Annotated in this window: 22 protein-coding genes; all 22 read left to right on the forward strand. The window is 35.8% G+C overall.

What is annotated here, in order from left to right; translation table 11 throughout:
• Positions 1-145 precede the first annotated feature (145 nt).
• The 22 genes from LG329_RS00830 to mutL all read left to right on the forward strand — a co-directional run bounded on the left by LG329_RS00830 (position 146) and on the right by mutL (position 25,570).
• Positions 146-871 (forward strand): GntR family transcriptional regulator, encoded by a 726-nt coding sequence (locus tag LG329_RS00830; protein ID WP_404452678.1) that lies wholly within the window; start codon positions 146-148, stop codon positions 869-871.
• 134 nt (positions 872-1,005) lie between these two features.
• Positions 1,006-2,109, forward strand: coding sequence for a BMP family protein (locus LG329_RS00835; protein ID WP_404452679.1), 1,104 nt, complete (start codon positions 1,006-1,008; stop codon positions 2,107-2,109).
• A 161-nt stretch (positions 2,110-2,270) separates the two neighbouring features.
• A complete protein-coding gene (locus LG329_RS00840) occupies positions 2,271-3,806 on the forward strand; it encodes an ABC transporter ATP-binding protein (protein ID WP_404452680.1) in 1,536 nt (511 codons plus the stop codon).
• Positions 3,796-4,842: an ABC transporter permease gene (locus LG329_RS00845; RefSeq protein WP_404452681.1), complete on the forward strand. Its 1,047-nt coding sequence runs from the start codon at positions 3,796-3,798 to the stop codon at positions 4,840-4,842. Before LG329_RS00840 ends, LG329_RS00845 begins: the two co-directional genes overlap by 11 nt.
• Complete coding sequence (locus LG329_RS00850) at positions 4,843-5,802, forward strand: ABC transporter permease (protein ID WP_404452682.1); 960 nt, start codon at positions 4,843-4,845, stop codon at positions 5,800-5,802.
• A gap of 127 nt (positions 5,803-5,929) precedes the next feature.
• Positions 5,930-7,210 (forward strand): EF-P 5-aminopentanol modification-associated protein YfmF, encoded by a 1,281-nt coding sequence (gene yfmF, locus LG329_RS00855; protein ID WP_404452683.1) that lies wholly within the window; start codon positions 5,930-5,932, stop codon positions 7,208-7,210.
• A gap of 5 nt (positions 7,211-7,215) precedes the next feature.
• Complete coding sequence (yfmH, locus tag LG329_RS00860; protein WP_404452684.1) at positions 7,216-8,499, forward strand: EF-P 5-aminopentanol modification-associated protein YfmH; 1,284 nt, start codon at positions 7,216-7,218, stop codon at positions 8,497-8,499.
• A 9-nt stretch (positions 8,500-8,508) separates the two neighbouring features.
• A complete protein-coding gene (ymfI, locus tag LG329_RS00865; protein WP_404452685.1) occupies positions 8,509-9,225 on the forward strand; it encodes an elongation factor P 5-aminopentanone reductase in 717 nt (238 codons plus the stop codon).
• Between the two features lie 117 nt (positions 9,226-9,342).
• Positions 9,343-9,603: a DUF3243 domain-containing protein gene (locus LG329_RS00870; protein ID WP_404452686.1), complete on the forward strand. Its 261-nt coding sequence runs from the start codon at positions 9,343-9,345 to the stop codon at positions 9,601-9,603.
• A 192-nt stretch (positions 9,604-9,795) separates the two neighbouring features.
• Positions 9,796-10,587 (forward strand): DUF3388 domain-containing protein, encoded by a 792-nt coding sequence (locus tag LG329_RS00875; RefSeq protein ID WP_404452687.1) that lies wholly within the window; start codon positions 9,796-9,798, stop codon positions 10,585-10,587.
• A gap of 17 nt (positions 10,588-10,604) precedes the next feature.
• The gene (locus LG329_RS00880; RefSeq protein WP_404452689.1) at positions 10,605-11,522 is read left to right on the forward strand and encodes a helix-turn-helix domain-containing protein; all 918 of its coding nucleotides are present in this window, start codon (positions 10,605-10,607) and stop codon (positions 11,520-11,522) included.
• An 80-nt stretch (positions 11,523-11,602) separates the two neighbouring features.
• Positions 11,603-12,181, forward strand: coding sequence for a CDP-diacylglycerol--glycerol-3-phosphate 3-phosphatidyltransferase (gene pgsA, locus LG329_RS00885; RefSeq protein WP_404452690.1), 579 nt, complete (start codon positions 11,603-11,605; stop codon positions 12,179-12,181).
• Positions 12,181-13,425: a competence/damage-inducible protein A gene (locus LG329_RS00890; RefSeq protein ID WP_404452691.1), complete on the forward strand. Its 1,245-nt coding sequence runs from the start codon at positions 12,181-12,183 to the stop codon at positions 13,423-13,425. The genes pgsA and LG329_RS00890 overlap by 1 nt, the downstream gene beginning before the upstream one ends.
• A 176-nt stretch (positions 13,426-13,601) precedes the next feature.
• A complete protein-coding gene (gene recA / locus LG329_RS00895) occupies positions 13,602-14,636 on the forward strand; it encodes a recombinase RecA (RefSeq protein ID WP_404452692.1) in 1,035 nt (344 codons plus the stop codon).
• A 307-nt stretch (positions 14,637-14,943) separates the two neighbouring features.
• Positions 14,944-16,506, forward strand: coding sequence for a ribonuclease Y (gene rny / locus LG329_RS00900; RefSeq protein ID WP_404452693.1), 1,563 nt, complete (start codon positions 14,944-14,946; stop codon positions 16,504-16,506).
• Between the two features lie 123 nt (positions 16,507-16,629).
• On the forward strand, positions 16,630-17,427 hold the full coding sequence (locus LG329_RS00905) for a TIGR00282 family metallophosphoesterase (protein WP_404452694.1): 798 nt from the start codon (positions 16,630-16,632) through the stop codon (positions 17,425-17,427).
• Between the two features lie 106 nt (positions 17,428-17,533).
• Positions 17,534-17,794 carry a stage V sporulation protein S gene (locus tag LG329_RS00910; RefSeq protein WP_404452695.1) on the forward strand — a complete coding sequence of 87 codons (261 nt, stop codon included), beginning with the start codon at positions 17,534-17,536 and terminating at the stop codon, positions 17,792-17,794.
• 295 nt (positions 17,795-18,089) lie between these two features.
• A complete protein-coding gene (gene miaB, locus LG329_RS00915; RefSeq protein WP_404452696.1) occupies positions 18,090-19,658 on the forward strand; it encodes a tRNA (N6-isopentenyl adenosine(37)-C2)-methylthiotransferase MiaB in 1,569 nt (522 codons plus the stop codon).
• Entirely contained in the window at positions 19,659-20,087 is a 429-nt protein-coding gene (locus tag LG329_RS00920) for a RicAFT regulatory complex protein RicA family protein (protein WP_404452697.1), read from the forward strand. It abuts the gene before it with no gap.
• 183 nt (positions 20,088-20,270) lie between these two features.
• Positions 20,271-20,840, forward strand: a complete 570-nt coding sequence (gene cotE, locus LG329_RS00925; RefSeq protein ID WP_404452698.1) for an outer spore coat protein CotE — start codon at positions 20,271-20,273, stop codon at positions 20,838-20,840.
• A gap of 329 nt (positions 20,841-21,169) precedes the next feature.
• Complete coding sequence (gene mutS, locus LG329_RS00930; protein ID WP_404452699.1) at positions 21,170-23,737, forward strand: DNA mismatch repair protein MutS; 2,568 nt, start codon at positions 21,170-21,172, stop codon at positions 23,735-23,737.
• A 21-nt stretch (positions 23,738-23,758) separates the two neighbouring features.
• A complete protein-coding gene (gene mutL / locus LG329_RS00935) occupies positions 23,759-25,570 on the forward strand; it encodes a DNA mismatch repair endonuclease MutL (RefSeq protein WP_404452700.1) in 1,812 nt (603 codons plus the stop codon).
• Positions 25,571-25,574 lie beyond the last annotated feature (4 nt).

Consider the following 25,574-nt stretch of genomic DNA (forward strand, 5'->3'; position numbering starts at 1 on the left):
AAATAGTAAAATATTTTTAAGAAATTTGACCTATAGTGTTTATTTATTATTTGAAAAGTGTTATATTAATTTCGGACAAAAGAGTCATACGTCAGATGTCAGATCTCTTTTTTCAAAAGTAAAGATTGTATTACAGGGGGGCACTATGTCGATCAAAACCGATTCACGCCATCTATACTTACAAGTTATTGAAGAAATTAAACGCGATATTCAAGTGGAAAGGTATAAAGAAAAAGAAAAACTTCCGTCTGAATTTCAACTTTCAAAACAACTGGGAGTGTCACGAGCTACTTTACGGGAGGCATTACGTATATTGGAAGAAGAAAATGTTGTGACACGTAAACATGGTGTTGGAACATTTGTAAATCCAAAGCCGATTTTTTCATCAGGTATTGAACAATTAAACAGTGTAACATTAATGATTGAAAAATCAGGCAGGACTCCTGGATCACAATATTTATCTACAGAACTACTTGAACCAATGGAAGATGATAAGGTAAGATTTTCTCCAAAAAAAATACATACTCTTGCACAAATTGAACGGGTAAGAACTGCAGATAATGAACCAGTCGTTTTCTGTATTGATAAGATTCCAGAGGGAATAATACCATTAGACCGCGTACATAAAGAGGATTCTCTATTTAAATTGATAGAAGAATACTCGCATAAACGAATTACCTATGCGGTTACCTATATCGAACCAATTGGATATCATGATCGCATTTATGACATTCTAAATTGTAACCCGGAACAATCATTATTACTTTTGAAACAAATGCATTACACAGAAGAAGATGAACCAGTTTTATATTCAGCGAACTATTTCAGATCTGATGTATTTAGCTTTCATGTTTTAAGGAAGCGTATGTAAGGGGTTTCATAGTTTTAAGAGAAAGTTAAAGTTTTAACATTACGCATTTCTCTTAGGGAGGTGGTTGTTAACGCAACTGAAACGTGTGTTCAATTATTAGTCATAATTAACTACTAAAATAGGGGGTATTTAGAATGAAAAATCGCAAATTATTATTGTTCGCTTTGTTGTTAAGTCTAGGAATGATCTTAGCAGCATGTGGAGGTTCTGATGAAGAATCAAAGGATTCTGGGAAAGATTCTGAAGGTGAGAAATCAGAAGAATCTGGTGACATTAAAGTAGGTATGGTAACAGACGTTGGTGGAGTAGATGATAAATCATTTAACCAATCAGCATGGGAAGGTTTACAAGCATGGGGCGAAGAGCACGGTTTTAAAAAAGGTGAAAACTATGACTACATCCAATCAAATGAGGATGCAGATTACTTACCAAACATTACACGTCTTGTTCGTCAGGATTATAATTTAATCTATGGAATTGGGTATAAATTGAATGATGCAATTAACAAATCCGCTAAACAATATGCAGATACAAAATTCGGAATTGTGGATTCTGTTGTAGATCAACCAAACGTTGTAAGCATTACGTTTAAAGAGCATCAAGGGTCTTTCTTGGTTGGCGTTGCTGCAGCAAAGAAAACAAAAACAAATAAAATTGGTTTCGTAGGTGGAACTGATTCAGAACTAATTAACAAATTCGAATCTGGTTATATTGCTGGTGCAAAATCAGTAAATCCAGATATTAAAATCGATGTACAATATGCTGGTGCATTTGATGCTCCAGATAACGGAAAACTTATTGCTTCAAGTATGTATAACGATGGTGTGGATGTCATCTATCATGCATCGGGTGCAACTGGTAACGGCGTATTTGCTCAAGCAAAAGATATTAAACAAAATGATTCAGAACGTGAAGTATGGGTAATCGGTGTTGACCGTGACCAATACGAAGAAGGTCAAATTGGTGATTATAATGTGACGCTTACTTCTATGGTTAAACGTGTTGATATTGCAGTACAAGACGTTGCTAACCAAGTTATGAATGGAGAATTCCCTGGTGGAGAAGTTCTTGCTTATGGTTTAGAAGATAACGGTGTATCTGTAGCAAGAACGAATAAAGAAGCTTTAACTGATGAAATTATTAAAGCTATTGAAAAGTGGAAAGAAAAAATCATCAGTGGTGAAGTTGAAGTTCCAAAAACACGTGAAGAAACAAAAGCATTTGTCGATGCTTTATAAAAAGTGTAAAAGGCTGGATATTCCAGCCTTTTATCACGGTTATAATGATTAAAAATTGAAAATCCTCAAATGAAGAGGAAAAAGTTCCGGCCCTTTTCATTTGGTGACTTTTCAATAATAAATTAATAATAGATTCATGTTTAATAGGGGGAGTGAAAAATTTGGATTACGTAGTAGAAATGCTAAATATTCGAAAAGAGTTTCCAGGCATTGTTGCTAACGATAATATTACAGTACAAGTTAAAAAAGGTGAAATTCACGCATTGTTAGGTGAAAATGGTGCAGGTAAATCAACTTTAATGAATGTATTATTTGGATTGTATCAGCCGGAAAAAGGTGAAATTCGTTACAATGGTGAAAAAGTGAGCATTACAGATCCAAACGTTGCAACAAAATTGGGGATTGGGATGGTTCACCAGCATTTTATGTTAGTTGATAATTATACGGTTACAGAGAATATCATTTTAGGCAGCGAACCTACTAAAAATGGAAAGATAGACATTAAAAAGGCGCAAAGAGAAGTACAAGAACTATCAGACAGATATGGATTAAAAGTAGATCCAACTTCTAAGATTCGAGATATCTCAGTGGGGATGCAACAGCGTGTGGAAATTTTAAAGACATTGTATCGTGGTGCCAATGTTTTAATTTTTGACGAACCGACAGCAGTATTAACCCCACTAGAAATAAATGAACTAATTGAAATTATGCACTCCTTAATTAAAGAAGGTAAATCCATTATCCTGATCACACACAAACTAAAGGAAATCATGCAGGTTTGTGACAGATGTACAGTAATTCGTAAGGGTAAAGGTATTGATACAGTTAATGTAAGTGAGACAAATGTAACTGAGCTTGCTTCTTTAATGGTTGGTAGGGAAGTTAATTTTTCAACTGAGAAGAAACCCGCAGAACCATCCAATGTTGTTTTGGAAATCAACGATTTAAATGTGAAGGATTCTAGAAATGTAAATATAGTAAAGGATTTAAATCTAGAAGTTCGAGCAGGTGAGATTGTTGGTATTGCAGGTGTAGATGGTAATGGACAAACAGAATTAATTGAAGCCATTACAGGATTGACAAAGTCTCAAAAAGGATCAATAAAAGTTAATGGGAAAAACATCACCAATTTTAAACCGCGGAAAGTAACTGAAAGTGGTGTAGGACATATTCCGCAGGACCGTCATAAATATGGTCTTGTTTTGGATTTTCCAGTAGCAGAAAACATCGTGCTACAAACCTATTATAAGAAACCATATTCTAAAAATAAAATTCTTAATTTTAAGGATATCTATACAAAGGCTAAGGAATTGGTTGAGGAGTATGACGTGAGAACTCCAAGTGTTTATACGAAAGCACGAGCACTTTCCGGTGGAAATCAGCAAAAAGCCATTATTAGTCGTGAAATTGATCGTTCTCCAGATTTACTAATAGCTGCCCAGCCTACGAGAGGTCTTGACGTAGGTGCGATTGAATTTATTCATAGTAAACTAGTAGAAGAACGAGATAAAGGAAAAGCAGTTTTACTAGTTTCTTTTGAACTTGAAGAAGTGTTGGATGTTAGTGATCGAATTGCGGTAATGTTTGATGGTAAAGTAGTTGCGGACGTTAAACCTGAAGAAACAAATGAGCAAGAATTGGGTCTGCTTATGGCAGGAAGTACGAAAGCAGAGGCAGGTGATAAGCATGACATCTAATAAATTATTTAATATTTTAGTGCCAGTAATATCTGTACTACTAGGTTTAATCTCAGGTGCTATTCTTATGCTGGTTTTCGGCTATAATCCGATAGAAGGCTATCTTGCACTTTGGAATGGTGCATTTGGTGATATGTACTTTTTAGGTGAAACAGTTAGACAGATAACACCATACATTTTAACTGGACTGGCCGTAGCTTTTGCCTTCCGTACAGGATTGTTTAACATCGGTGCTGAGGGTCAAGTAATTGTAGGGTGGTTAGCTGCAATATGGGTTGGACTTGCTGTAGATGCCCCAATTTATATTCATATGCCACTAGCAATAGTTGCTGCTGCAGTAGCAGGAGGCCTTTGGGGATTCATCCCAGGTATACTCAAAGCTAAACTTGGTGTCCATGAAGTTATTATTACAATTATGTTGAATTACACAGCTCTATATGTAGCAAATGCTATTATTCGAAACGTATTAACAGATTCAAAGGACTCTACTGAGACTATTCCGGCTACTGCTTCTATGGCATCGGAATGGCTACAGCAGATTACCTTTTACTCACGGATGCATTATGGAATTTTATTAGCATTGTTCGCGGCGATTATAATGTGGTTTATCATCGAAAAGACTACTAGAGGTTACGAGCTACGTTCTGTAGGATTTAATCAACATGCATCTAAATATGCTGGAATGAACGTACAGAAAAATATAATTTTATCTATGGTTATCTCAGGGGCTTTCGCTGGACTTGCAGGAGCAACTGAGGGATTAGGTACATTTGGTTATATGTCTGTACAATCAGGCTTTACCAATTTAGGATTTGATGGAATAGCAGTTGCACTACTAGGTGCAAATACTGCAATTGGTGTTATTATCGCGGCTTGTTTATTTGGTGTTTTAAAAGTTGGCGCTTTAAATATGCCACTTGCAGCGGATGTTCCCGCAGAATTAGTTGATATCATAATTGCACTAATCATATTCTTTGTAGCATCAAGTTATATCATTAGATGGGCTATTCTACGCTTTAAAAAGGAGGGGAAATAAATGAACATTGTAGATCTACTGCAATCAATTATTCCACCTGCATTATTCTTTTCAGCACCCCTTATTTTTACGGCGTTAGGCGGCGTGTTTAGTGAACGTTCCGGAGTAGTTAATATCGGGCTTGAGGGTTTAATGGTTATGGGTGCATTCGTAGGGGTTGTATTTAATCTTACTTTTGCTGACACGTTAGGAATGTGGACTCCTTGGGTTTCCATTCTAGTAGCAATGATTGTTTCAGCTATATTTTCGCTTATTCACGCGGTTGCATCTGTTACGTTCAGAGCGGATCAAGTAGTAAGTGGTGTAGCAATTAACTTCCTTGCGCTAGGTCTAGGAGTATTTTTAACGAAACAATGGTATGATAAAGGTCAGACAGACATGGTGAACAAACCATTCTATACAACAGATATTCCTTTTTTAAGTGATATCCCAGTTTTAGGACCAATTTTATTTCAAAATATTTATTTAACATCTTACTTAGCAATTGCACTCGCTTTTGTTGCTTGGTATGTATTATATAAAACACCATTTGGGCTGCGGCTACGTGCGGTAGGTGAACATCCTATGGCGGCTGATACAAATGGAATTGGTGTTTATAAAATGCGCTATATTGCAGTAGTATTATCAGGTGCAATGAGTGGTTTAGGCGGATCCGTTTTTGCTTTAACCATTGCACTAAACTTTTCACACGCCACAATTGTTGGGCAAGGTTTTATGGCACTTGCAGCTGTAATATTTGGTAAATGGCATCCGTTAGGAGCTATGGGTGCTGCACTATTCTTCGGTTTTGCACAAAGCTTAAGTGTTATTAGTGCAGGTATTCCATTATTGGAAAACGTTCCACAGGTATACTTATTAATCGCTCCTTATATCCTAACAATTCTGGCATTGGCTGGATTTATTGGAAGAGCAGAAGCACCGAAGGCAAATGGTGTTCCATATATTAAAGGTAATAGATAAGAGATTTTCAAACTGGCTTGCTGAATTATTACAGCAAGCCAGTTTTTTCAAATATAAATAAGACAAACGGTTAATACTATGAAATAGGGTTATTTTTATCAAAATATAACAGTCTGGAGATGTTTTAATGAATCAGGTGAATGAACAAATAGTGGAATCGGGTGGAATTAACCTTCACTTAGTGCCCAGCAAAAAGTTTAAGACGTTAAACTTTGTAGTCAAATTTAAGGCGACCTTGGATCCATCTACTATTACAAAGCGCGCTATCCTTCCGTACCTTTTGCAACAGGGTACTAATAAGTACCCGAGTCGTAGTGAGTTGCAACAAAAATTAGATGATTTGTATGGTGCGGTTTTATCAATCGATGGAACTAAAAAAGGAAACTTTCATATAATTACTTTTCGGATGGAAATTCCAAATCAACGCTTTTTAGAGGACGAATCTGAACTTATTGAAGAATCAATTGCGCTGTTAAATGAAATAATATATCAATCAAGAGCGTCTGGAGAGAGTTTTGATTCATCAATAGTGGAACGGGAAAAAGAAACATTAGAACAAAAGATAAATTCTATAATGGATGATAAGATGCGTTACGCCAACATGCGATTAATTGATGAAATGTGTGAAAATGAGGTATACAAAACTCATGTCCATGGTTATTTAGATGATTTACCTAATCTAGATGGTAAAAATTTATTTACATACTACCAGTCATTACTCAAAGAGGATAGAATGGATTTTTATGTGTTAGGTGATTTTGATGAAATGAAAATGAAAAATTCGATTACAACTGTTTTCAAAAAAGACCATGAAATAAGCGAGTCTAACCAAACAGCTGAAGAAGGAAATAGTAAGACAGAACCAAATACCATTACGGAAAAGCAAGCTATACAACAAGCAAAACTTCATATTGGTTATCGTACAAATTGCACCTATAGAGATAAATTGTATTTTGCGTTACATGTATTCAATGGCCTGTATGGAGGGTTTCCAAACTCCAAACTCTTTATTCACGTCCGCGAGAAACATAGCCTTGCTTATTATGCCGCTTCTCGGCTAGAAAGTCACAAGGGCTTATTATTTGTCTTTAGCGGAATTGCTCCGAAAGACTTTGAACAGGCAAAAGAAATTATGGATCAGCAGATGGATGCAATGAGAAATGGGGATTTTACTGAGGATGAGATAAGTTCAACAAAGGAATTAATTGTGAATCAGTTACTGGAAACACTGGATCATCCTCAGGGTATTATTGAAATGTTGTATCAACAGGTTGTTGCAAACCATACATTAACACCTGATGAATTAATAGCGAATATTAAAAAGGTTAGTAAACAGGATATTTTAAATGTAACGAAACATATTGAAGAAGACACCACATATTTGCTTACAAATAAGGGAGAGGAGTAAACAAATTGACCAAAAAAAATTATGAAGCTATAAATGAAACATTAATAACAGAACAGCTTTCCAATGGTTTAAACGTTTTTTTGTTACCTAAACAAGAACTTTCCAAAACGTTTGCAATATTTTCGACGAATTATGGATCTATTGACCATTCCTTTGTTCCAAGAAATAAACAGAATGCTGTTACTGTTCCAGAAGGAGTTGCTCACTTCCTGGAGCACAAATTATTTGAAAAAGAAGATCATGATGTATTTGCAGAATTCAGTAAACAAGGTGCTTCCGCAAATGCTTTTACTTCCTTTACCAAAACAGCATATTTATTTACAGCAACTAATTTTATTGAGCAAAATGTGAAGACATTACTCGATTTTGTACAAGCACCTTATTTCTCTGATCAATCGGTTGAAAAGGAAAAGGGTATTATTGGACAAGAAATTACGATGTATGATGATCAACCGGATTGGCGTGTTTTTATGGGCACTATACAAAATTTGTTTCATCACCATCCGGTTAAAGTCGATATTGCGGGGACAATTGAATCAATTGCTTCTATTACAAAAGAGGATCTTTATGAATGCTACGAAACATTCTATCATCCTGATAACATGACGTTGTTTATAGCTGGTAATTTTGATGAGAAAAAGATGATGGAACTTGTAAAAGAAAATCAATCAGTAAAAGAATTTCCTCCTTCAGATGAAATAAAACGAATAATGCCAGATGAACCAAATGATGTATATAAAAAGGAAACCACGATTAACATGCCGGTTTCTATCCCAAAGTGTTCTGTTGGAATTAAAGGCCTGGTAAATGAAACTGACAGTGATGCTTTTTTATTGAACGATCTTGTTGAAAGCATGATTTTAGATTTTTATTTTTCAGAGGGTGGATCATTCTATCAGAAATTGTATAAGGAAGGTATAATTGATAATAGTTTCTATTTTGAAACGAACATTGAAAAAGGATTTGGTTATGCAATAATAGGAGGTAATACCTCGAAACCAGAAAAATTCAGTAACCTCATTCAAGAAATGTTACTGAGTATAAAAGATAAAACGATAAGTGAAGCTGAATTTGAACGGATGAGAAAAAAACAAATTGGACAATTGCTACGTGCGATGAACTCGATTGAGTTTATTGCAAAAAAGTACATTCATTATCATATAATGGGAATTGATTTCTTAGAGATAATTCCAAGGTTACAATCACTAACCTATGATGAAGTATCTTTATTTTTAAAGGACTGGATACAGGATGAGCAACTAACTACATTTATAATTAAAGCAGAATAGGGAGATACAATGGGGAAAAACGTATTAATTATTGGAGCAAGTGGGGATATTGGACTGGCCATTGCCAAACAATTGGCAAGTGATGGATTTCATCTGCTTCTCCATTTCAATAAACATAATAATGGGTTTAAAAGCTTAAGGGAAAATATAAATGATGAATGCATTTTGACTGAGATCAAGGCGGACCTTAGTCATGTGGATGGAATCAGGTTTTTACTAAGCCAATTGGTATTCCCGGTAGATGCAATTATTATTGCAAGTGGAAGAGCACACCATTCACTTTTTCAAGATAGTGTAGAAGACGAAATGGACGAAATGCTAACGTTGCATGTAAAAGCTCCTTGGATGATTGTCAATCATCTATTACCACCTATGATTCAAAAGAAAAAAGGGACAATTATTTTCATCACATCAATTTGGGGGGACGTTGGTGCGAGTAATGAAGTAATGTATTCATCAGTAAAAGGGGCACAAAATAGTTTTGTTAAAGCGTTAGCGAAGGAAGTAGCAATGAGTGATATATCCGTTAATGCAATAAGCCCTGGATTCATTGATACAAAAATGAATCATCATCTATCTGAGGAAGAAAAGCAGGCAATTGTGAGTCATATACCGATGAATAGAGCTGGTTCCCCCGATGAAATTGCACATACCGTTCGATTTCTAATGGATGAAAAATCAAAATATATTCAAGGTGAAATTATTAATATTAACGGGGCATGGTAAACAGTCCAGTCCATAGGCGCTAACCAGGCGCTTCTGCTTTTCTCTTAACTTACATGTATAAAGTATTTATATTTTCAAATACTATCTATGTAAAATAAGTTTAAAGGAGGATGTTTGATGTCTGTTTTAGATAATTTTGATACATGGAAAGCATTTTTGTCGAACCGTTTGCAACAAGCTCAGTCAGAAGGGATGAGCCAACAGGCGGTTAATAACGTAGCATATGAAGTTGGCGATTATTTGTCAAAGAGCGTGGATGCTAAAAATAATGAAGAGGCTGTTTTAAGAGAGTTATGGAACGCTGCTTCTAAAGAAGAAAAGCAAGCATTAGCAAGTACAATGGTTAAACTTGTTCAAAATCAAGGGAATACACAATAATATTCCATGCTATATTAGATGTAAGAAGCTGATGCGATGTTTCAGCTTCTTTTTTTATAGGGAATAATATACCATTTACAAATATTCTTCTTTTCACTGGACTGAAAATCATTTATTATATTGTATAGATAGATTGCATTTACATGATGAATTAGGTAACATTAAATCAGCATGTAGTAAAAGGAGCTTATTATGGAAAAAACAGAATGGTACCTTGAATATGAAATTCAATATAACCGTCCTGGTTTATTAGGTGATATATCTTCTTTATTAGGGATGCTTTCCATTAATATTATTTCAATTAATGGGGTGGAAAACTCAAGGAGAGGCATGCTTTTGTTATCTAAAAAGGATGAACAAATTACTCGGTTAAGATCGATTTTAGAAACAACGGATACGATCAAAATTACCAAGCTTCGTAAACCAAAATTACGAGATAAATTAGCTGTGAGACACGGTAGATATATTCACAGTGATGTAGATGATAAAAAAACATTTCGATTTGTACGTAATGAATTAGGACTATTAGTTGATTTTATGGCGGAGTTATATAAAAAGGAAGGTCACAAATTGATTGGGATTCGTGGAATGCCGCGAGTTGGAAAAACGGAATCGATTGTTGCTGCAAGCGTTTGTGCGAATAAGCGCTGGTTATTTGTGTCGAGTACATTATTAAAGCAAACGATTCGAAGCCAATTAATTAGAGATGAATACAATAGTGACAATATTTATATCATTGATGGAATTGTATCAACACGCCGTGCTAACGAAAAGCATTGGCAATTAATCAGAGAAATAATGGCACTACCGGCTATTAAGGTAGTGGAGCACCCAGATATGTTTGTGAAGTCAACAGAATATGAATTGGATGACTTTGATTACATTATTGAACTGCGAAGCAATGAGGATGAAGAGATTACATACGAACCTATAGAAAAAGAACATACATCAAATGAAAGTGGTTTTTCGATGTTTGATTTTTAAATTGGATGGTGTTACTTATGGAAATTGGAACTAAATTAAAGGAAGCACGTGTAGCACAAAATTTATCCCTTGAGAGCGTTCAAGAAACAACGAAAATTCAAAAACGATATCTAGTTGCTATTGAAGAGGGCAATTTTAATGTGTTACCCGGAAAATTCTACGCCCGTGCTTTTATTAAAGAATATGCTACAGCTGTTGGCCTGGATCCAAATGAACTTTTGATTGAATATAAAGAAGAAATCCCGGCAACGGAAGAAGAAAATACAGAACAATACACACGAATCCAGCGCTCAAGAAGGGATACAAATTCAGCAAGAAGTCCGATGCTGTTCTCCCTGTTTCCAACAATTATTGTTATTTTACTTATAGTAGGCATATTTTTTGCGGCTTGGTATTTTATATCAAATTCATCATCAGATAATCCTACTGACCCTGTAGAAAAAACCGATGATACTGAAATTATTTTTGATGATCCTGGAGATGCAAAGGACGATCAAACATCGGGCGAAGAAAATAAATCAACAGATGATACGACAACAAACGAAGAACAACAAGATGCAACTACCGAAGACACTACTGAATCAGAAAAAGTTGAACCTACTTTAGATTTAGTTGAAAAAGGTTCCGGTGCAAGTCCGTCAACTTTTGATCTAAACAATGCCAGTGAAGAAGTGATAATCGAGTTGGAATCTGACGGGAAATCCTACTTACAAATAGAAAATGATGATGATAAACAGTATTATGCTGGACCTTTTACCGCTGAAAATTCTCCACATGAAATAAATGTTTCAGGCGATAAACGGATCTATTTTAATGTGGGTTATGCACCAGATTTACAAATTACAATAGATGGGGTTAAATTAGAATACCCAGTTGAACCATCAGACAAAATGCATCAAAAAATTTGGATCAACATAAACCCTAGTGAAGAATAAAAATGCGTTTAAAACCCTTCCCTACATTATTAGGAAGGGTTTTAAGGCTTATAATCACAGCATTTTCAGGAGGAAAAAAGATGAATATACCAAATAAGATTACGCTATCCCGAATATTTTTGATTCCCGTTTTTATTGTATTATTATCTGTTCCCTTTGAATGGGGACAATTAGAAATTGGCGAAGCGGTACTGCCTGTATCACACTTAGTTGCTGCTTTATTATTTATCTTTGCCTCGGCAACAGATTGGGTAGATGGATATTATGCGAGAAAGTATAATCTCGTCACTAATTTAGGGAAATTTTTAGACCCCCTTGCGGATAAGCTACTAGTATCAGCCGCTCTGATATTGCTTGTTGAATTAGGTCTGGCACCTGCCTGGGTCGTTATATTAATTATCAGTAGAGAATTTGCTGTTACGGGTCTACGTCTAGTTGCTGCAGGAGAAGGTATTGTTCTGGCGGCTAGTCAAATGGGTAAATTAAAAACATGGATTCAAATTGTTGCTATCTCAGCGCTGCTTCTTCACAATTTTCCATTTTCATTTATAGGCTTTCGATTTGACATTGTTGCCTTGTATGCAGCATTAATTATTACCGTAGTATCTGGTTATGATTATTTTGCTAAAAACTGGAATGTTATGAAGGATTCGAAGTGATGAAACAAATTAATGCAGAAATCGTTGCTGTAGGAACGGAACTTTTACTTGGCCAAATTCCAAATACAAATGCACAATGGATCTCACAAAAACTCGCCTTATATGGAATAAATGTACATTTTCATAGTGTGGTAGGTGATAATTTAACACGTGTACACGATCAATTTTCCCAAGCTGCAAATCGCGCAAATGTCATCATTGTTACGGGTGGTTTAGGACCTACAGAAGATGATTTGACCAGGGAAGCTTTTCAACAATTATCAGGTTTAAATATAATGGAGCATAAACCTTCAATGGATAATATCTCTCAATATTTTGATAAACAACAAAAAACAATGACTCCAAATAATAAAAAACAGGCACGAGTCTTTGAAGGTGCAACCGTTCTTGAAAATAAAGTTGGTATGGCACCTGGCATGATTCTAACCCATGATAATAAAGTATGGGTTTTTCTACCGGGTGTCCCAAAAGAAATGAAGCAATTATTTTCAGATGATGTATTACCATATATCCAAGGTTTGTCTGGGGAAACCACAGTCATAGAATCTACCATGCTACAATTTATCGGTATAGGCGAAGCTCAACTAGAATATGAGTTAAAAGATATTATAGCGGCACAAACTAACCCGACGATAGCACCACTTGCTCAAATTGAGGGCGTTGCTATTCGTTTGACAGCAAAAGCCAATACGATAAATCAAGCACGTGAGTTAATAGCTGAAACACAACTCAAAATTGTTGATAAGGTTGGACCTTATTTATATGGGATTGATGACGAGACAATTGAACAAAAAATTTCCCAATTATTAAAAGAACAGGGTAAGACAGTAGCTGCTGCAGAAAGTTTAACTGGTGGATTGTTTACCGATAGGTTGATAGGTGTAGAAGGTGCATCACGTGTATGCCCCGGTGGGATCGTTTGTTATGATACTACCGTTAAAGAAAAACTTTTACATGTACCAGCGCATATTACGAAGAATAGTGGTGTAATTAGTGAGGAATGTGCAGATTCTTTAGCAACTAATATACGCTCGTTACTAGGAACCTCCATAGGAATCAGTTTTACCGGTGTTGCTGGGCCGGAAATAGTCGAAGGTCACCCGGTTGGGACTGTATATATTGGGATTGATGACGGGTCAGGCAATAAACAAATAGAGAAATTTCTTTTCCACGGTGATCGTCAATCAATCAGGAAAAAAGCAGTTTGGAAAGGCTATGAACTTTTATTTAATAACCTAAAATAAAAGTTTCATTATCAATTAATAGTGGAAAAACGTATTTTAGTATATCTTTCTATAGTCAAATATTAATTATATAAAATTTAACAACTTAAAAAAGGGAACATTTATTCGATTTTAGTCTTGGCAAATAAAATAAAAACATGTATGATAGATATAGTTAGTTAAAGGAGGTTGTTTCGTTGAGCGATAAAAAACAAGCATTAGATATGGCTTTAAAAAACATAGAAAAACAATTTGGTAAAGGTTCCATTATGAAGTTAGGTGAAACAGCTGAACAAAAAATTGCGACTATTCCAAGTGGATCATTAGCGTTAGATGTAGCATTAGGAATTGGTGGGTACCCACGTGGCCGTGTTGTGGAAATATATGGACCAGAATCATCTGGTAAGACAACTGTAGCCTTACATGCAATAGCAGAGGCCCAAAGTAAAGGTGGACAGGCAGCGTTTATAGATGCTGAGCATGCCCTTGACCCAAGTTATGCAAGAGCATTAGGGGTTGATATTGATGAATTACTTTTATCACAACCGGACACGGGAGAACAAGCACTAGAGATCGCGGAAGCGCTTGTTCGAAGTGGTGCAGTTGATATTATCGTTGTTGACTCTGTTGCAGCGCTAGTTCCAAAGGCAGAAATTGAAGGAGAAATGGGAGACGCACATGTTGGGTTACAAGCGCGTCTTATGTCACAAGCGCTAAGAAAGCTTTCAGGTGCTATCAATAAATCAAGAACTACTGCCGTTTTTATAAACCAAATCAGGGAAAAAGTCGGTATTATGTTTGGTAATCCAGAAACAACTCCTGGTGGACGTGCACTTAAATTCTATTCCTCAGTTAGACTAGAGGTTCGTCGTGCGGAAACTTTAAAGAAAGGCAACGATATATTTGGTAATAAAGCCCGAATTAAAGTGGTAAAAAATAAGGTTGCTCCACCATTTAAAGTCGCTGAAGTAGATATCATGTATGGCGAAGGGATCTCTAGAGAAGGAGAACTCGTAGATATAGGTTCAGACTTAGATATCATTAATAAGAGTGGCTCATGGTATTCCTATAATGAAGAGCGCATTGGCCAAGGACGAGAAAACGCTAAACAATTCTTAAAAGAAAATACAAATGTAATGGCAGATATTAAAGAAAAGATACGTAATCATTATAATTTAGATGCCACACCAGAGGAACCTGCTGAAGCAGGGCAGGAAAAATTGGATGTATAACAACCATTTCATTATGTAACATATCTAGTAAACCCTCATTCTACTTCCAAAGAATGCGGGTTTACTTTTTATCTATTATAAGGTCATTTTATCTGCTTTTGAAGAGGTAATCTTGATATTCTATGCATCTTTGATGAAACTATATTTTTTAATTTTTACGATTCCTTGACAATGGTAAATTTGACAATTAAAATTAAGATGTATAATTATTTTAATAGCGTTATACAAATATTGATATTTTTAGCGAAATTTGGTACATGCCGACAATAATGAATTGTACAACTTTATAGCAATAGGAGGTGAAACCGTGGACATTATTACATTAATCATCTCCATTTTGCTTACCCTAATCGTCGGTATTGTTGTTGGTTATCTGATTCGTAAATCTATAGCTGAAGCTAAAATTTCCAGTGCAGAAAAGTTAGCCAAGCAAATAGTTGATGAAGCACATCGAAATGCAGATGCTTCGAAAAAAGAAGCACTTCTTGAGGCGAAAGATGAAAATCACAAACTTCGCCAGGAAACAGAACAAGATTTGCGTGACAGACGAAATGAAGCGCAAAAACAAGAAACTCGTCTAATGCAAAAAGAAGAAAATCTGGACAGAAAAAGTGAAACGCTTGATAAGCGTGAGCTCTCGTTAGAGAAAAAAGAAAATTCACTAACAGAAAAACAACAACAAATTGAAGAAATGGAAAGCAAAGTGGAAGCTATGATACAAATGCAGCAAACGGAGCTTGAACGCATTTCAGGATATACAACTGACCAGGCTAAGCAGATTATATTAGAACGTATTGAACAAGAAGTAACACACGAATCGGCATTAATGATAAAAGAGGCTGAAAATCGTGCAAAAGAAGAAGCTGATAAGAAAGCAAAAAGCATTCTTTCTTTGGCGTTACAGCGTTGTGCAGCAGATCACGTAGCAGAAACTACTGTATCTGTGGTTAATCTTCCTAATGATGAAATGAAAGGGCGGATAATTGGACGTGAAGGTCGTAATATACGTACATTAGAAACCTTAACTGGTATTGACTTAATCATTGATGATACACCAGAAGCAGTTATTTTATCTGGTTTTGATCCAATTCGAAGAGAAACTGCTCGTATGGCATTAGAAAAACTTGTACAAGATGGTCGTATTCACCCTGCTCGAATCGAAGAAATGGTTGATAAGGCTCGTCGTGAAGTTGATGAATATATACGGGAAATTGGAGAAGAAACAACGTTCGAAATTGGAGTACATGGACTACATCCAGATCTTGTTAAAATACTCGGCCGTCTAAAATATCGTACTAGCTATGGACAGAATGTTTTGAAGCATTCTACAGAGGTTGCTTATCTATCTGGATTGCTAGCTGCAGAGTTAGGTGAAGATGAGAAATTAGCACGTAGAGCGGGTCTCCTTCATGACATCGGTAAGGCGATTGATCATGAAGTTGAGGGAAGCCACGTAGAAATCGGGAAAGAACTTGGCATAAAATACAAAGAGCATGAAGTTGTTATTAATGCAATAGCTTCCCATCACGGTGACGAAGAAGCTACTTCTGTCATTTCTGTATTAGTGGCAGCAGCAGATGCACTATCAGCTGCACGTCCAGGTGCAAGAAGTGAAACACTAGAAAATTACATCAAGCGATTAGAAAAACTAGAAGAAATTTCTGAGTCATTTACAGGTGTCGAAAAGTCATTTGCAATTCAAGCAGGTCGAGAGATTCGAATCATTGTTAAGCCAGATGAAATTAATGACATTGAATCAGTTCGGGTTGCTAGAGATATTCGGAAGCAGATTGAAAATGAGCTCGATTATCCTGGACATATTAAAGTAACTGTTATTAGAGAAACTCGAACAGTTGAGTATGCGAAGTAAAAGCGGACATAGAGCCGCTTTTATTTTTTTTACATAAGGGAAATATATAATTGTAAGGAATAAGAGTTAAAAAGAATGTTATAAAACACTAATCTTACTTTAAGAGATAGGATGATACATATAATGAAAATATTATTTATTGGTGATGTTGTAGGCTCTCCAGGTCGAGATATGGTAAAGGAGTATTTACCAAAATTAAAAGAGAAGTATCGGCCAAATATGACAATTATTAATGGGGAAAACGCTGCAGCAGGAAAAGGAATTACAGAAAAAATTTATAAAGAATTTCTAGAATGTGGAGCTCAGGTTGTGACAATGGGTAATCATACTTGGGATAAAAAAGAAATTTTTGAATTTATCGATAGTGCAAAGAACATGATTCGCCCAGCTAACTTTCCAGAGGGGACACCTGGTAATGGAATTGTTTATACAAATATAAACGGAAAAGAAATAGCTGTTATTAATATGCAAGGGCGTACTTTTCTCCCACCGCTTGATGATCCATTCCGTAAAGTGGATGAATTAATTGAAGAAGCGAAAAAGCGTACATCCATCATATTCCTGGATTTTCATGCAGAAGCAACCAGTGAAAAACAAGCAATGGGATGGTATGTAGATGGGCGAGTAAGTGTTGTTGTAGGTACGCATACGCATACACAAACTGCTGATGAACGTATTTTACCACAAGGAACCGGATATATAACTGATGTAGGAATGACAGGCCCCTATGATGGAATTTTAGGGGTAGAAAAGGATGCTGTAATAAAGCGCTTTTTAACAAACCTACCTGTACGTTTTGAAACGGATAAAAAGGGAAGAACTCAATTAAATGGATTTTTAGTGACAATAGATGAAAAAAGTGGAAAGGCTTCCCGTGTAGAACGTATTTTGATAAATGATGATCATCCTTTCTTTGGTTGACTATTTGAATGTTTAGAATCTTTAATGCATAATAGGGTAATAAGCTATCATCTCCAAGAATATAGTAGTAATAGAACTACATTAGCCAATAAGGGAGGTACTAGTAATGGATGTATTAAAAGTTTCAGCAAAATCAAGTCCAAATTCAGTAGCGGGGGCACTTGCAAATGTACTACGGGAACGTGGCTCAGCAGAAATGCAGGCAATTGGCGCTGGTGCGTTGAACCAGGCCGTTAAAGCTGTAGCAATTGCTCGAGGTTTTGTAGCACCTAGTGGGGTCGATTTGATATGTATCCCAGCATTCACAGATATTATGATTGATAATGAAGAAAGAACAGCAATAAAACTTATAGTAGAACCTCGATAAAATACAATTATCCTATCGTTATAGTGCTATACATGCAAATGTGTAGTGCTATTTTTTATGGCGAAAATAGGAACTTTTTTCATATAGAATGGATTTTATTTGCTCAGAGGCCCTGCTCTATTGTTTAATTTGTATATAGGCTTTATACTGTAATAATGAAAATCTATACACCTGTGTGTATGTTAAGCAGATAATAAAGTATAACTACTTTATTACTGCATAAGTGCAACTAAGGCTTTCGCCATTAAAGCTTGGCGATAAGTCAAGTTTTCTAATAATGAAAGGAGCTATATATATGAACGAGCAACAACGAAAAGAAATGTCCCAAATCAAGCAAAGTGATGCCGCGGACAGAAAATCCGGCCAGGACAAACCTTTGCATGAGAAAACAAGTGATGATTTTGCAAAATACTTTGAGACTACCTATGAACCTCCAAACCTGAATAAAGCTCGAAAGCGTGGACGTGATAAAGTAAATGTTCATTATGACTTTGGTATACCCGAAGACATTGAAAATATTGGAGTAGGAAAGAAATTTTTGATCCGTACATATGGCTGTCAAATGAATGAACATGATACAGAGGTTATGGCTGGTATTTTAACAGAATTAGGTTATGAATCAACCAATAATACTGAGGATGCCGATATTATCCTGTTAAACACATGTGCTATTCGAGAAAACGCTGAAAATAAAGTGTTTGGTGAGATAGGTCATTTAAAACCACTAAAATTAGAAAAACCAGACTTAATTTTAGGTGTATGTGGATGTATGTCTCAAGAGGAATCGGTAGTTAATCGTATTTTGAAAAAGCACCCACAAGTCGATCTCATTTTTGGTACACATAATATTCACCGCTTACCTCAATTAATTAAGGAATCATTCTTCGGTAAGGCAAAGGTTGTTGAAGTGTGGTCTAAAGAAGGAGATATTATTGAAAACCTTCCTAAAGTTCGTAAGGGTAAGATAAAAGCTTGGGTAAATATCATGTACGGTTGCGATAAGTTTTGCACGTACTGTATTGTACCAATGACTAGAGGTAAAGAACGAAGCCGTAGACCGGAAGATATCATACAAGAAGTACGCCATTTGGCTGCGCAGGGTTACCAGGAAATAACCTTATTAGGTCAAAATGTTAATGCATATGGGAAAGACTTTGAAGATATAGCGTACGGTTTCGGCGAATTGATGGATGATATACACAAAGTCGACATTCCTAGAGTTAGATTTACTACTTCACATCCAAGAGATTTTGATGATTATCTAATCGAGGTCATAGCCCAAGGTGGCAACCTTCTTGACCATATCCATTTACCTGTTCAATCAGGAAGTAGTGACGTATTAAAATTAATGAATCGTAAGTATACGAGAGAACAATATTTAGAGTTAGTAGGAAAAATCCGTAAAGCAATACCAAATGCCACGTTAACTACTGATATAATTGTTGGTTTCCCTAACGAAACAGAAGAACAATTTGAGGAAACGATGACTTTGATGGAAGAAGTAGGGTTTGAAGCTGCTTATACGTATATTTATTCACCGCGAGATGGCACTCCAGCTGCGAAAAAGAAAGATAATGTGCCGATGGATGTGAAAAAGCAACGGTTGTATCGTTTAAATGACTTAGTAAACAAGCAATCTGCCGAGTCAATGAAACGTTTAGAAAATCAGGTAGTAAAAGTCCTTGTAGAAGGTGAAAGCAAAAAAAACGCAGAAGTTTTAGCAGGATACACGGAAAAGAATAAACTTGTAAACTTTAAAGGACCAGATTCTTCAATTGGAAAAATTGTTGAAGTTAAAATAACAGAAGCAAAGACCTGGTCATTAAATGGTATTATGGTAGAAAATACAGTTGAGGTGAATTAAATGGCTGACTATACACGTAAACAAATATTAGATGAGGCAAAAAATTTAGCACAAATGCTTGCCAATACAGATGAAATTGATCGTTTTAAGGAAGTTGAAGCGAAAATTAATGAGAACCAAAAGGTACAAAAACTAATAACGAAAATAAAAGCATTACAGAAACAAGCTGTTAATTTCCAGGCATATGAAAAAAAGGAAGCTTTAAAACGAGTGGAAGAAGAAATCGATCGCTTGCAGGCAGAAATAGATGATATTCCTATCGTACAAGAATTTAAAGAAACGCAAATTATTGTAAATGATGTTCTGCAGCTTGTATCAGGAACAATTGCTCGCGAGGTAACAAATGATGTAATTCGTTCTACAGGTGGCGATTTATTATCGGGTGAAACTGGTTCAAAATCGAATAATGGCTCATCCTGCAGTCACTAATTAAGTGTCCAAGTAAGAAATAATTATTATTTCTTACTTGGATTTTTTGCCTTCATAAACCAGTCTAGGCAACCTTTCCAAGGGAATAATTTTCATCTCCTTTTGTTTTCATGGTTTTGCTATGCACTTTAGGTATTTGTCTTGCATAAAATGACTATGAAAAAAGAGGAGGTAAACGGAATTATGACATTTCTTGATCAAGAATATAGAGAAATCATTACCAAAGCCGTTTGTGGGAAGGGTCGTAGGTTTGTTGAAACAACACATTCAGTAGCAGCATCCCATAAACCATCCAGTATTTTAGGGTGTTGGGTAATTAACCATTTGTATAATGCTAAGAAGAAATCAAAAGATACTGTTGAGGTGAATGGTAGCTACGATATCAATATTTGGTATTCATATAATGATAATACCAAGACAGAAGTGGTTACAGAAAGAATTACGTACAGTGACAATATTAAACTATCTGTAAAAGATGATCATTGTATAAATGATGATTATGATGTCGTTGCAAAGGTCCTTCAACAACCGAATTGCCTTGAATGTAAAATTACAAATCAAGGTAATAAAATTGCAGTTGAGATTGAAAGAGAATTTTTAGTTCAAATAATAGGGGATACAAAAGTATACGTAAAAGTAAATCCAAGTGGCTTTCACCAAAATGACGATGATGACGATTGGGATTATGACGTTAGCGAGGAAGAACTTGATGGGATCAATCCTGATTTTTTAAACAGCAAAGATAAAGAATAAATAAATTACGAGGGAAATTTCTCTCGTAATTTTTTTTGGCCAAAATACGTCAGGTTGTTACAGCAACCATCACTAAACAAATGAATGTGCGTAAAGTTCCACGCACTTTCACATTCCTATCTATTTGTACGCCACTAAACAGTCGCCTTCGCCTTTCTTGATCCAGCTACGGCTCCTAGCGGCTAGCAAATAGATAGTCCTGATGAATGTGCGTAAAGTTCCACGCACTTTCACATTCCTATCTATTTGTACGCCACTAAACAGTCGCCTTCGCCTTTCTATATATGCTATAATCGGGGGAGAATATTTTGGTTTTTGGAGGAATAGGCATGTCGAAACATACACCAATGATGGAGCAATACTTAGGTATAAAAGCTGACTATAAGGATGCTTTTTTATTTTTTCGCCTTGGCGATTTTTATGAAATGTTTTTTGATGATGCAGTGGTGGCTGCCAGAGAACTTGAAATCACCTTAACGAAACGTGATGCAGCGAAGGATGAACCAATTCCTATGTGTGGGGTACCATACCACGCCGCCGCAAATTACATAAAGAATTTAATTGAAAAAGGTTATAAAGTCGCTATTTGTGAGCAGGTAGAAGATCCTAAACATGCAAAAGGTGTGGTGAAACGTGAGGTTGTTCAACTAATCACTCCAGGAACCGTAATGGAATCGACTATGTTAAGTGAAAGCGAAAATAACTATATTGCTAGTCTTTCTTATTTTAATGATGGATCATATGTGATTGTTTATAACGATTTATCAACAGGTGAAAATAGCATTGCACTTGTGTCAAATGGGTGGGATGCTGTTATCCATGAGCTTTACAATCAGCCAATAAAAGAAATTGTAGTATCGTCCAAACTTCCTGATGATCATAAACAACAGCTCAAGGAAAAACTAAACGTCACGTTGTCCTATCAAGATGAAATATCGTTTAATGGAGAATATAGAAGTTTATTTGACCATTTACATGATGAACGTTTAGTTAAGGCATTCAGCAGATTGTTAAATTATGTTCAACATACACAAAAGCGATCCCTTGATCATCTACAACCGGCACAAGTCATTGAGCTACAACAATTCTTAAAGCTTGATATGTACTCTAAAAGAAATTTAGAATTAACGGAAACTATAATAAAAAAAGGTAAACATGGTAGTTTACTTTGGGTTCTTGATCAAACAGTTACCTCGATGGGATCAAGGTTATTGAAAAAATGGATTGAACGTCCATTATTAAATAAAAAACAAATAGAAGAACGACTAGATGTAGTAGAAACATTTTATAATGGATTTATGGAACGCGATGCACTTAGGGAAGGTTTAAAATCAGTGTATGATCTTGAGCGTTTAGCGGGGCGTATTGCATTTGGAAATGTAAATGGCCGTGATTTAATTCAATTGAAGCAATCTTTAGCTAAAATTCCAGAGTTAGTAACGATTTTAAATCAATTTAGATCCAAACAGATTGATCAGATACTAAAGGAAATACATTCTCCAAATCAATTAGTAAACCTTCTGGAAAATAGTTTAGTTGAAAATCCTCCAGTTTCCATCAAGGATGGGTCATTAATCAGGGATGGTTATAACGAAAAATTGGACAAGTACCGTGATGCATCTAAGAATGGTAAACAATGGATTAAGGAACTTGAGCAGAAAGAAAAGCAGGAAACAAAAATAAAATCCTTAAAAATCGGTTACAATCGAGTTTTTGGCTATTATATAGAGGTCACAAAAGCAAATCTTCACCTCTTACCTGAGGGAAGATATGAACGGAAGCAAACATTAACAAATGCAGAAAGGTATGTAACACCAGAATTAAAGGAAAAAGAACAACTAATTCTAGAAGCTGAAGAAAAAAGCGTTGAATTAGAGTATGAACTATTTATTGCTATTCGTGATCAATTAAAAACGTATATACCTGAATTGCAAAAACTGGCCGAAGTAGTTAGTAAAGTAGATGTGTTGCAGTCATTTGCTACTGTAAGTGAAAGCAACAATTATAAACGTCCAAGTTTTGTCAAAAATAATCTTTCTATCACAAATGGTCGACATCCAGTGGTTGAAAAAGTGATGAAGAATGGTGAATTTGTTCCAAATGATGTTTTTATGGATCAAGATTCAGATGTTCTATTAATTACAGGGCCAAATATGTCCGGGAAAAGTACCTATATGCGCCAACTTGCGCTAACGGTACTAATGGGGCAAATCGGATGTTATGTACCATGTGAGCGGGCTGAGTTAACGATTTTCGATCAAATATTTACTCGTATCGGTGCAGCGGATGATTTAGTTTCTGGTCAAAGTACGTTTATGGTGGAAATGCTGGAGGCAAATCATGCAATCTCAAACGCTACCAAAAATAGTTTGATTCTTTTAGATGAAATTGGACGAGGAACCAGCACGTATGATGGGATGGCATTAGCCCAGGCTATCGTAGAGTATATTCATGACCATATTCATGCCAAAACGCTTTTTTCAACGCATTACCATGAGTTAACAACTCTAGAACAATCACTATCTAGGTTGAAAAATATTCATGTTCGGGCAGAAGAATATGAAGGAAACGTTGTCTTTCTGCACCAAATAAAAGAAGGTGCGGCAGATGAAAGCTATGGCATTCATGTTGCGAAACTGGCTGAACTTCCCGATCAATTGATTAATCGAGCAACATCTATCTTACATGACTTTGAAACTAAAGATGAAAAAGTGAGTAAAGTACAAGAGGACAGCGCCAGTCAGTTATCTTTTTTTGCTGCTGCGGAACCAGAAGTTAAAGCAAATAGATCACACGAGTCAATAATAGTCGATCTAAAAAAAATCAATCTTTTTGATATGACTCCACTTGATGCGATGAATGAGTTAAATCGGTTGCAGAAGAAGCTACGAAAATAGGGGTAGAAAGGTATTGTTTTGATGAAAATATTCCAAATGTCTGATGCGCTTGCAAATAAAATAGCAGCTGGTGAAGTTGTGGAACGACCAGCATCTGTCGTAAAGGAACTTGTGGAAAATAGTATAGATGCTAATAGTACATGGGTGAAAATTGAAATTGAAGAAGCAGGTCTAAAGAAAATTAAAGTAACAGATAATGGGAACGGTATGTCTGAACCTGATTGTGTTAAATCATTCTTACGTCATGCTACTAGTAAAATTAAAAATGAAGACGATTTGTTCCATGTTAAAACACTTGGATTCAGGGGTGAGGCACTTGCTAGTATTGCTGCGGTTAGTAAATTAAAGGTAAAAACCTCTGAAGGTGAACAATCAGGTACATGTATCGAACTTGAAGGCGGAAAAATCATTAATCAAACTAAAAGCGATGCGCGCAAGGGGACGGAAATTCTTGTTGAAGAATTATTTTTTAATACACCTGCAAGACTAAAATATATGAAAACAATCCATACCGAGCTAGGTCATATTACAGACTTAATGAATCGAATTTCATTATCACATCCAAGTGTTCGGTTTGAGTTAACGCATAATGGGAGACAATTATTTAAGACGACAGGAACAGGGGATTTGCTTCAGGTTATATCACAGGTATATGGAATGAATGTGGCAAAGAAAATGGTCCCCGTTGAAGAGAAAACATTGGACTTTCAAATTAATGGATTCATTGCCAAACCTGAAGTAACTAGAGCCGCTCGAAGTTATATTTCTACCATAATAAATGGAAGGTTCATTAAAAGTATTCCGTTATCTCAAGCAATCATAAGGGGATATCATACACTGCTTCCAATTGGAAGAATGCCTGTTGTAGTTTTGTCGATCACGATGGATCCAATTTTAGTGGATGTAAACGTACATCCTACGAAACTAGAAGTTAGGTTTAGTAAAGAAAAAGAGTTATTTCAGATGATTGAACAAATGATTCGGCAAACATTTCGCCAAACATCACTAATTCCTGAGATGGAACAACCTGAACCAAAAAGGCAACAATCTTTTCAGCCATCGATAGAATTTGATAAACCAAAACAAGTGAAATCTGAACCGAATTTCCAACCAACAGCAAATCAGGAACAACAACCTGATCCGGACCTTATTAGTGACGCACAGTCAGGTTTTCAAATTAACGAAAAAGAGCTTCCTCCTTTTGATAAAGAGGTAATAGAAACCAATAAACAAACACAACCCAAAGCGGATCGAGTACCAATTATGTACCCAATTGGACAATTGCATGGTACTTATTTATTGGCGCAAAATGAGAATGGTTTATTTATGATTGATCAACATGCAGCTCAAGAACGGGTGAAATATGAGTTTTTCAGGGATAAACTTGGGAAATCAGAAAATACCCTTCAGGAATTATTATTACCGATGACATTTGAATTTTCTAAGCAGGAATCCATCTTTATCGATCAATATGAAGAAGAGTTTCAAAAAGTTGGATTGTTTTTCGAGGAATTTGGTAACCAGACGTATATCATTCGATCACATCCTGTTTGGTTCCCGAATGGCTATGAGGAAGAGGTTATTCGCGAAATGGTTGATCAAATAATGGCTGATGAAAAAGTAAATATCGAATCAATTCGTGAAGAAGCGGCTATTATGATGTCTTGTAAGGGGTCAATCAAAGCTAATCATTATTTGAATGAGAAAGACATGTTTCACTTATTAGAGGATTTACGAAAAACTACCGATCCTTTTACATGTCCTCATGGTCGGCCAATAATTGTGCATTTTTCTTCCTATGAACTGGAGAAGATGTTTAAGAGGGTCATGTAATTAG

Source organism: Virgibacillus necropolis (genome assembly GCF_044793635.1).
Lineage (GTDB): Bacteria > Bacillota > Bacilli > Bacillales > Amphibacillaceae > Virgibacillus_F > Virgibacillus_F necropolis_A.

Excerpts from the sequence above, each read along its gene's own strand:
- ymfI (WP_404452685.1), top strand. The coding sequence starts at position 8,509 with ATGGGGAAAAACGTATTAATTATTGGAGCAAGTGGGGATATTGGACTG.
- mutS (WP_404452699.1), top strand. The coding sequence starts at position 21,170 with ATGTCGAAACATACACCAATGATGGAGCAATACTTAGGTATAAAAGCT.
- LG329_RS00875 (WP_404452687.1), top strand. The coding sequence starts at position 9,796 with ATGGAAAAAACAGAATGGTACCTTGAATATGAAATTCAATATAACCGT.
- LG329_RS00850 (WP_404452682.1), top strand. The coding sequence starts at position 4,843 with ATGAACATTGTAGATCTACTGCAATCAATTATTCCACCTGCATTATTC.
- LG329_RS00835 (WP_404452679.1), top strand. The coding sequence starts at position 1,006 with ATGAAAAATCGCAAATTATTATTGTTCGCTTTGTTGTTAAGTCTAGGA.
- cotE (WP_404452698.1), top strand. The coding sequence starts at position 20,271 with ATGACATTTCTTGATCAAGAATATAGAGAAATCATTACCAAAGCCGTT.
- yfmF (WP_404452683.1), top strand. The coding sequence starts at position 5,930 with ATGAATCAGGTGAATGAACAAATAGTGGAATCGGGTGGAATTAACCTT.
- pgsA (WP_404452690.1), top strand. The coding sequence starts at position 11,603 with ATGAATATACCAAATAAGATTACGCTATCCCGAATATTTTTGATTCCC.
- LG329_RS00920 (WP_404452697.1), top strand. The coding sequence starts at position 19,659 with ATGGCTGACTATACACGTAAACAAATATTAGATGAGGCAAAAAATTTA.
- LG329_RS00845 (WP_404452681.1), top strand. The coding sequence starts at position 3,796 with ATGACATCTAATAAATTATTTAATATTTTAGTGCCAGTAATATCTGTA.
- LG329_RS00830 (WP_404452678.1), top strand. The coding sequence starts at position 146 with ATGTCGATCAAAACCGATTCACGCCATCTATACTTACAAGTTATTGAA.
- LG329_RS00890 (WP_404452691.1), top strand. The coding sequence starts at position 12,181 with ATGAAACAAATTAATGCAGAAATCGTTGCTGTAGGAACGGAACTTTTA.
- LG329_RS00910 (WP_404452695.1), top strand. The coding sequence starts at position 17,534 with ATGGATGTATTAAAAGTTTCAGCAAAATCAAGTCCAAATTCAGTAGCG.
- miaB (WP_404452696.1), top strand. The coding sequence starts at position 18,090 with ATGAACGAGCAACAACGAAAAGAAATGTCCCAAATCAAGCAAAGTGAT.
- LG329_RS00880 (WP_404452689.1), top strand. The coding sequence starts at position 10,605 with ATGGAAATTGGAACTAAATTAAAGGAAGCACGTGTAGCACAAAATTTA.
- mutL (WP_404452700.1), top strand. The coding sequence starts at position 23,759 with ATGAAAATATTCCAAATGTCTGATGCGCTTGCAAATAAAATAGCAGCT.
- LG329_RS00905 (WP_404452694.1), top strand. The coding sequence starts at position 16,630 with ATGAAAATATTATTTATTGGTGATGTTGTAGGCTCTCCAGGTCGAGAT.
- LG329_RS00870 (WP_404452686.1), top strand. The coding sequence starts at position 9,343 with ATGTCTGTTTTAGATAATTTTGATACATGGAAAGCATTTTTGTCGAAC.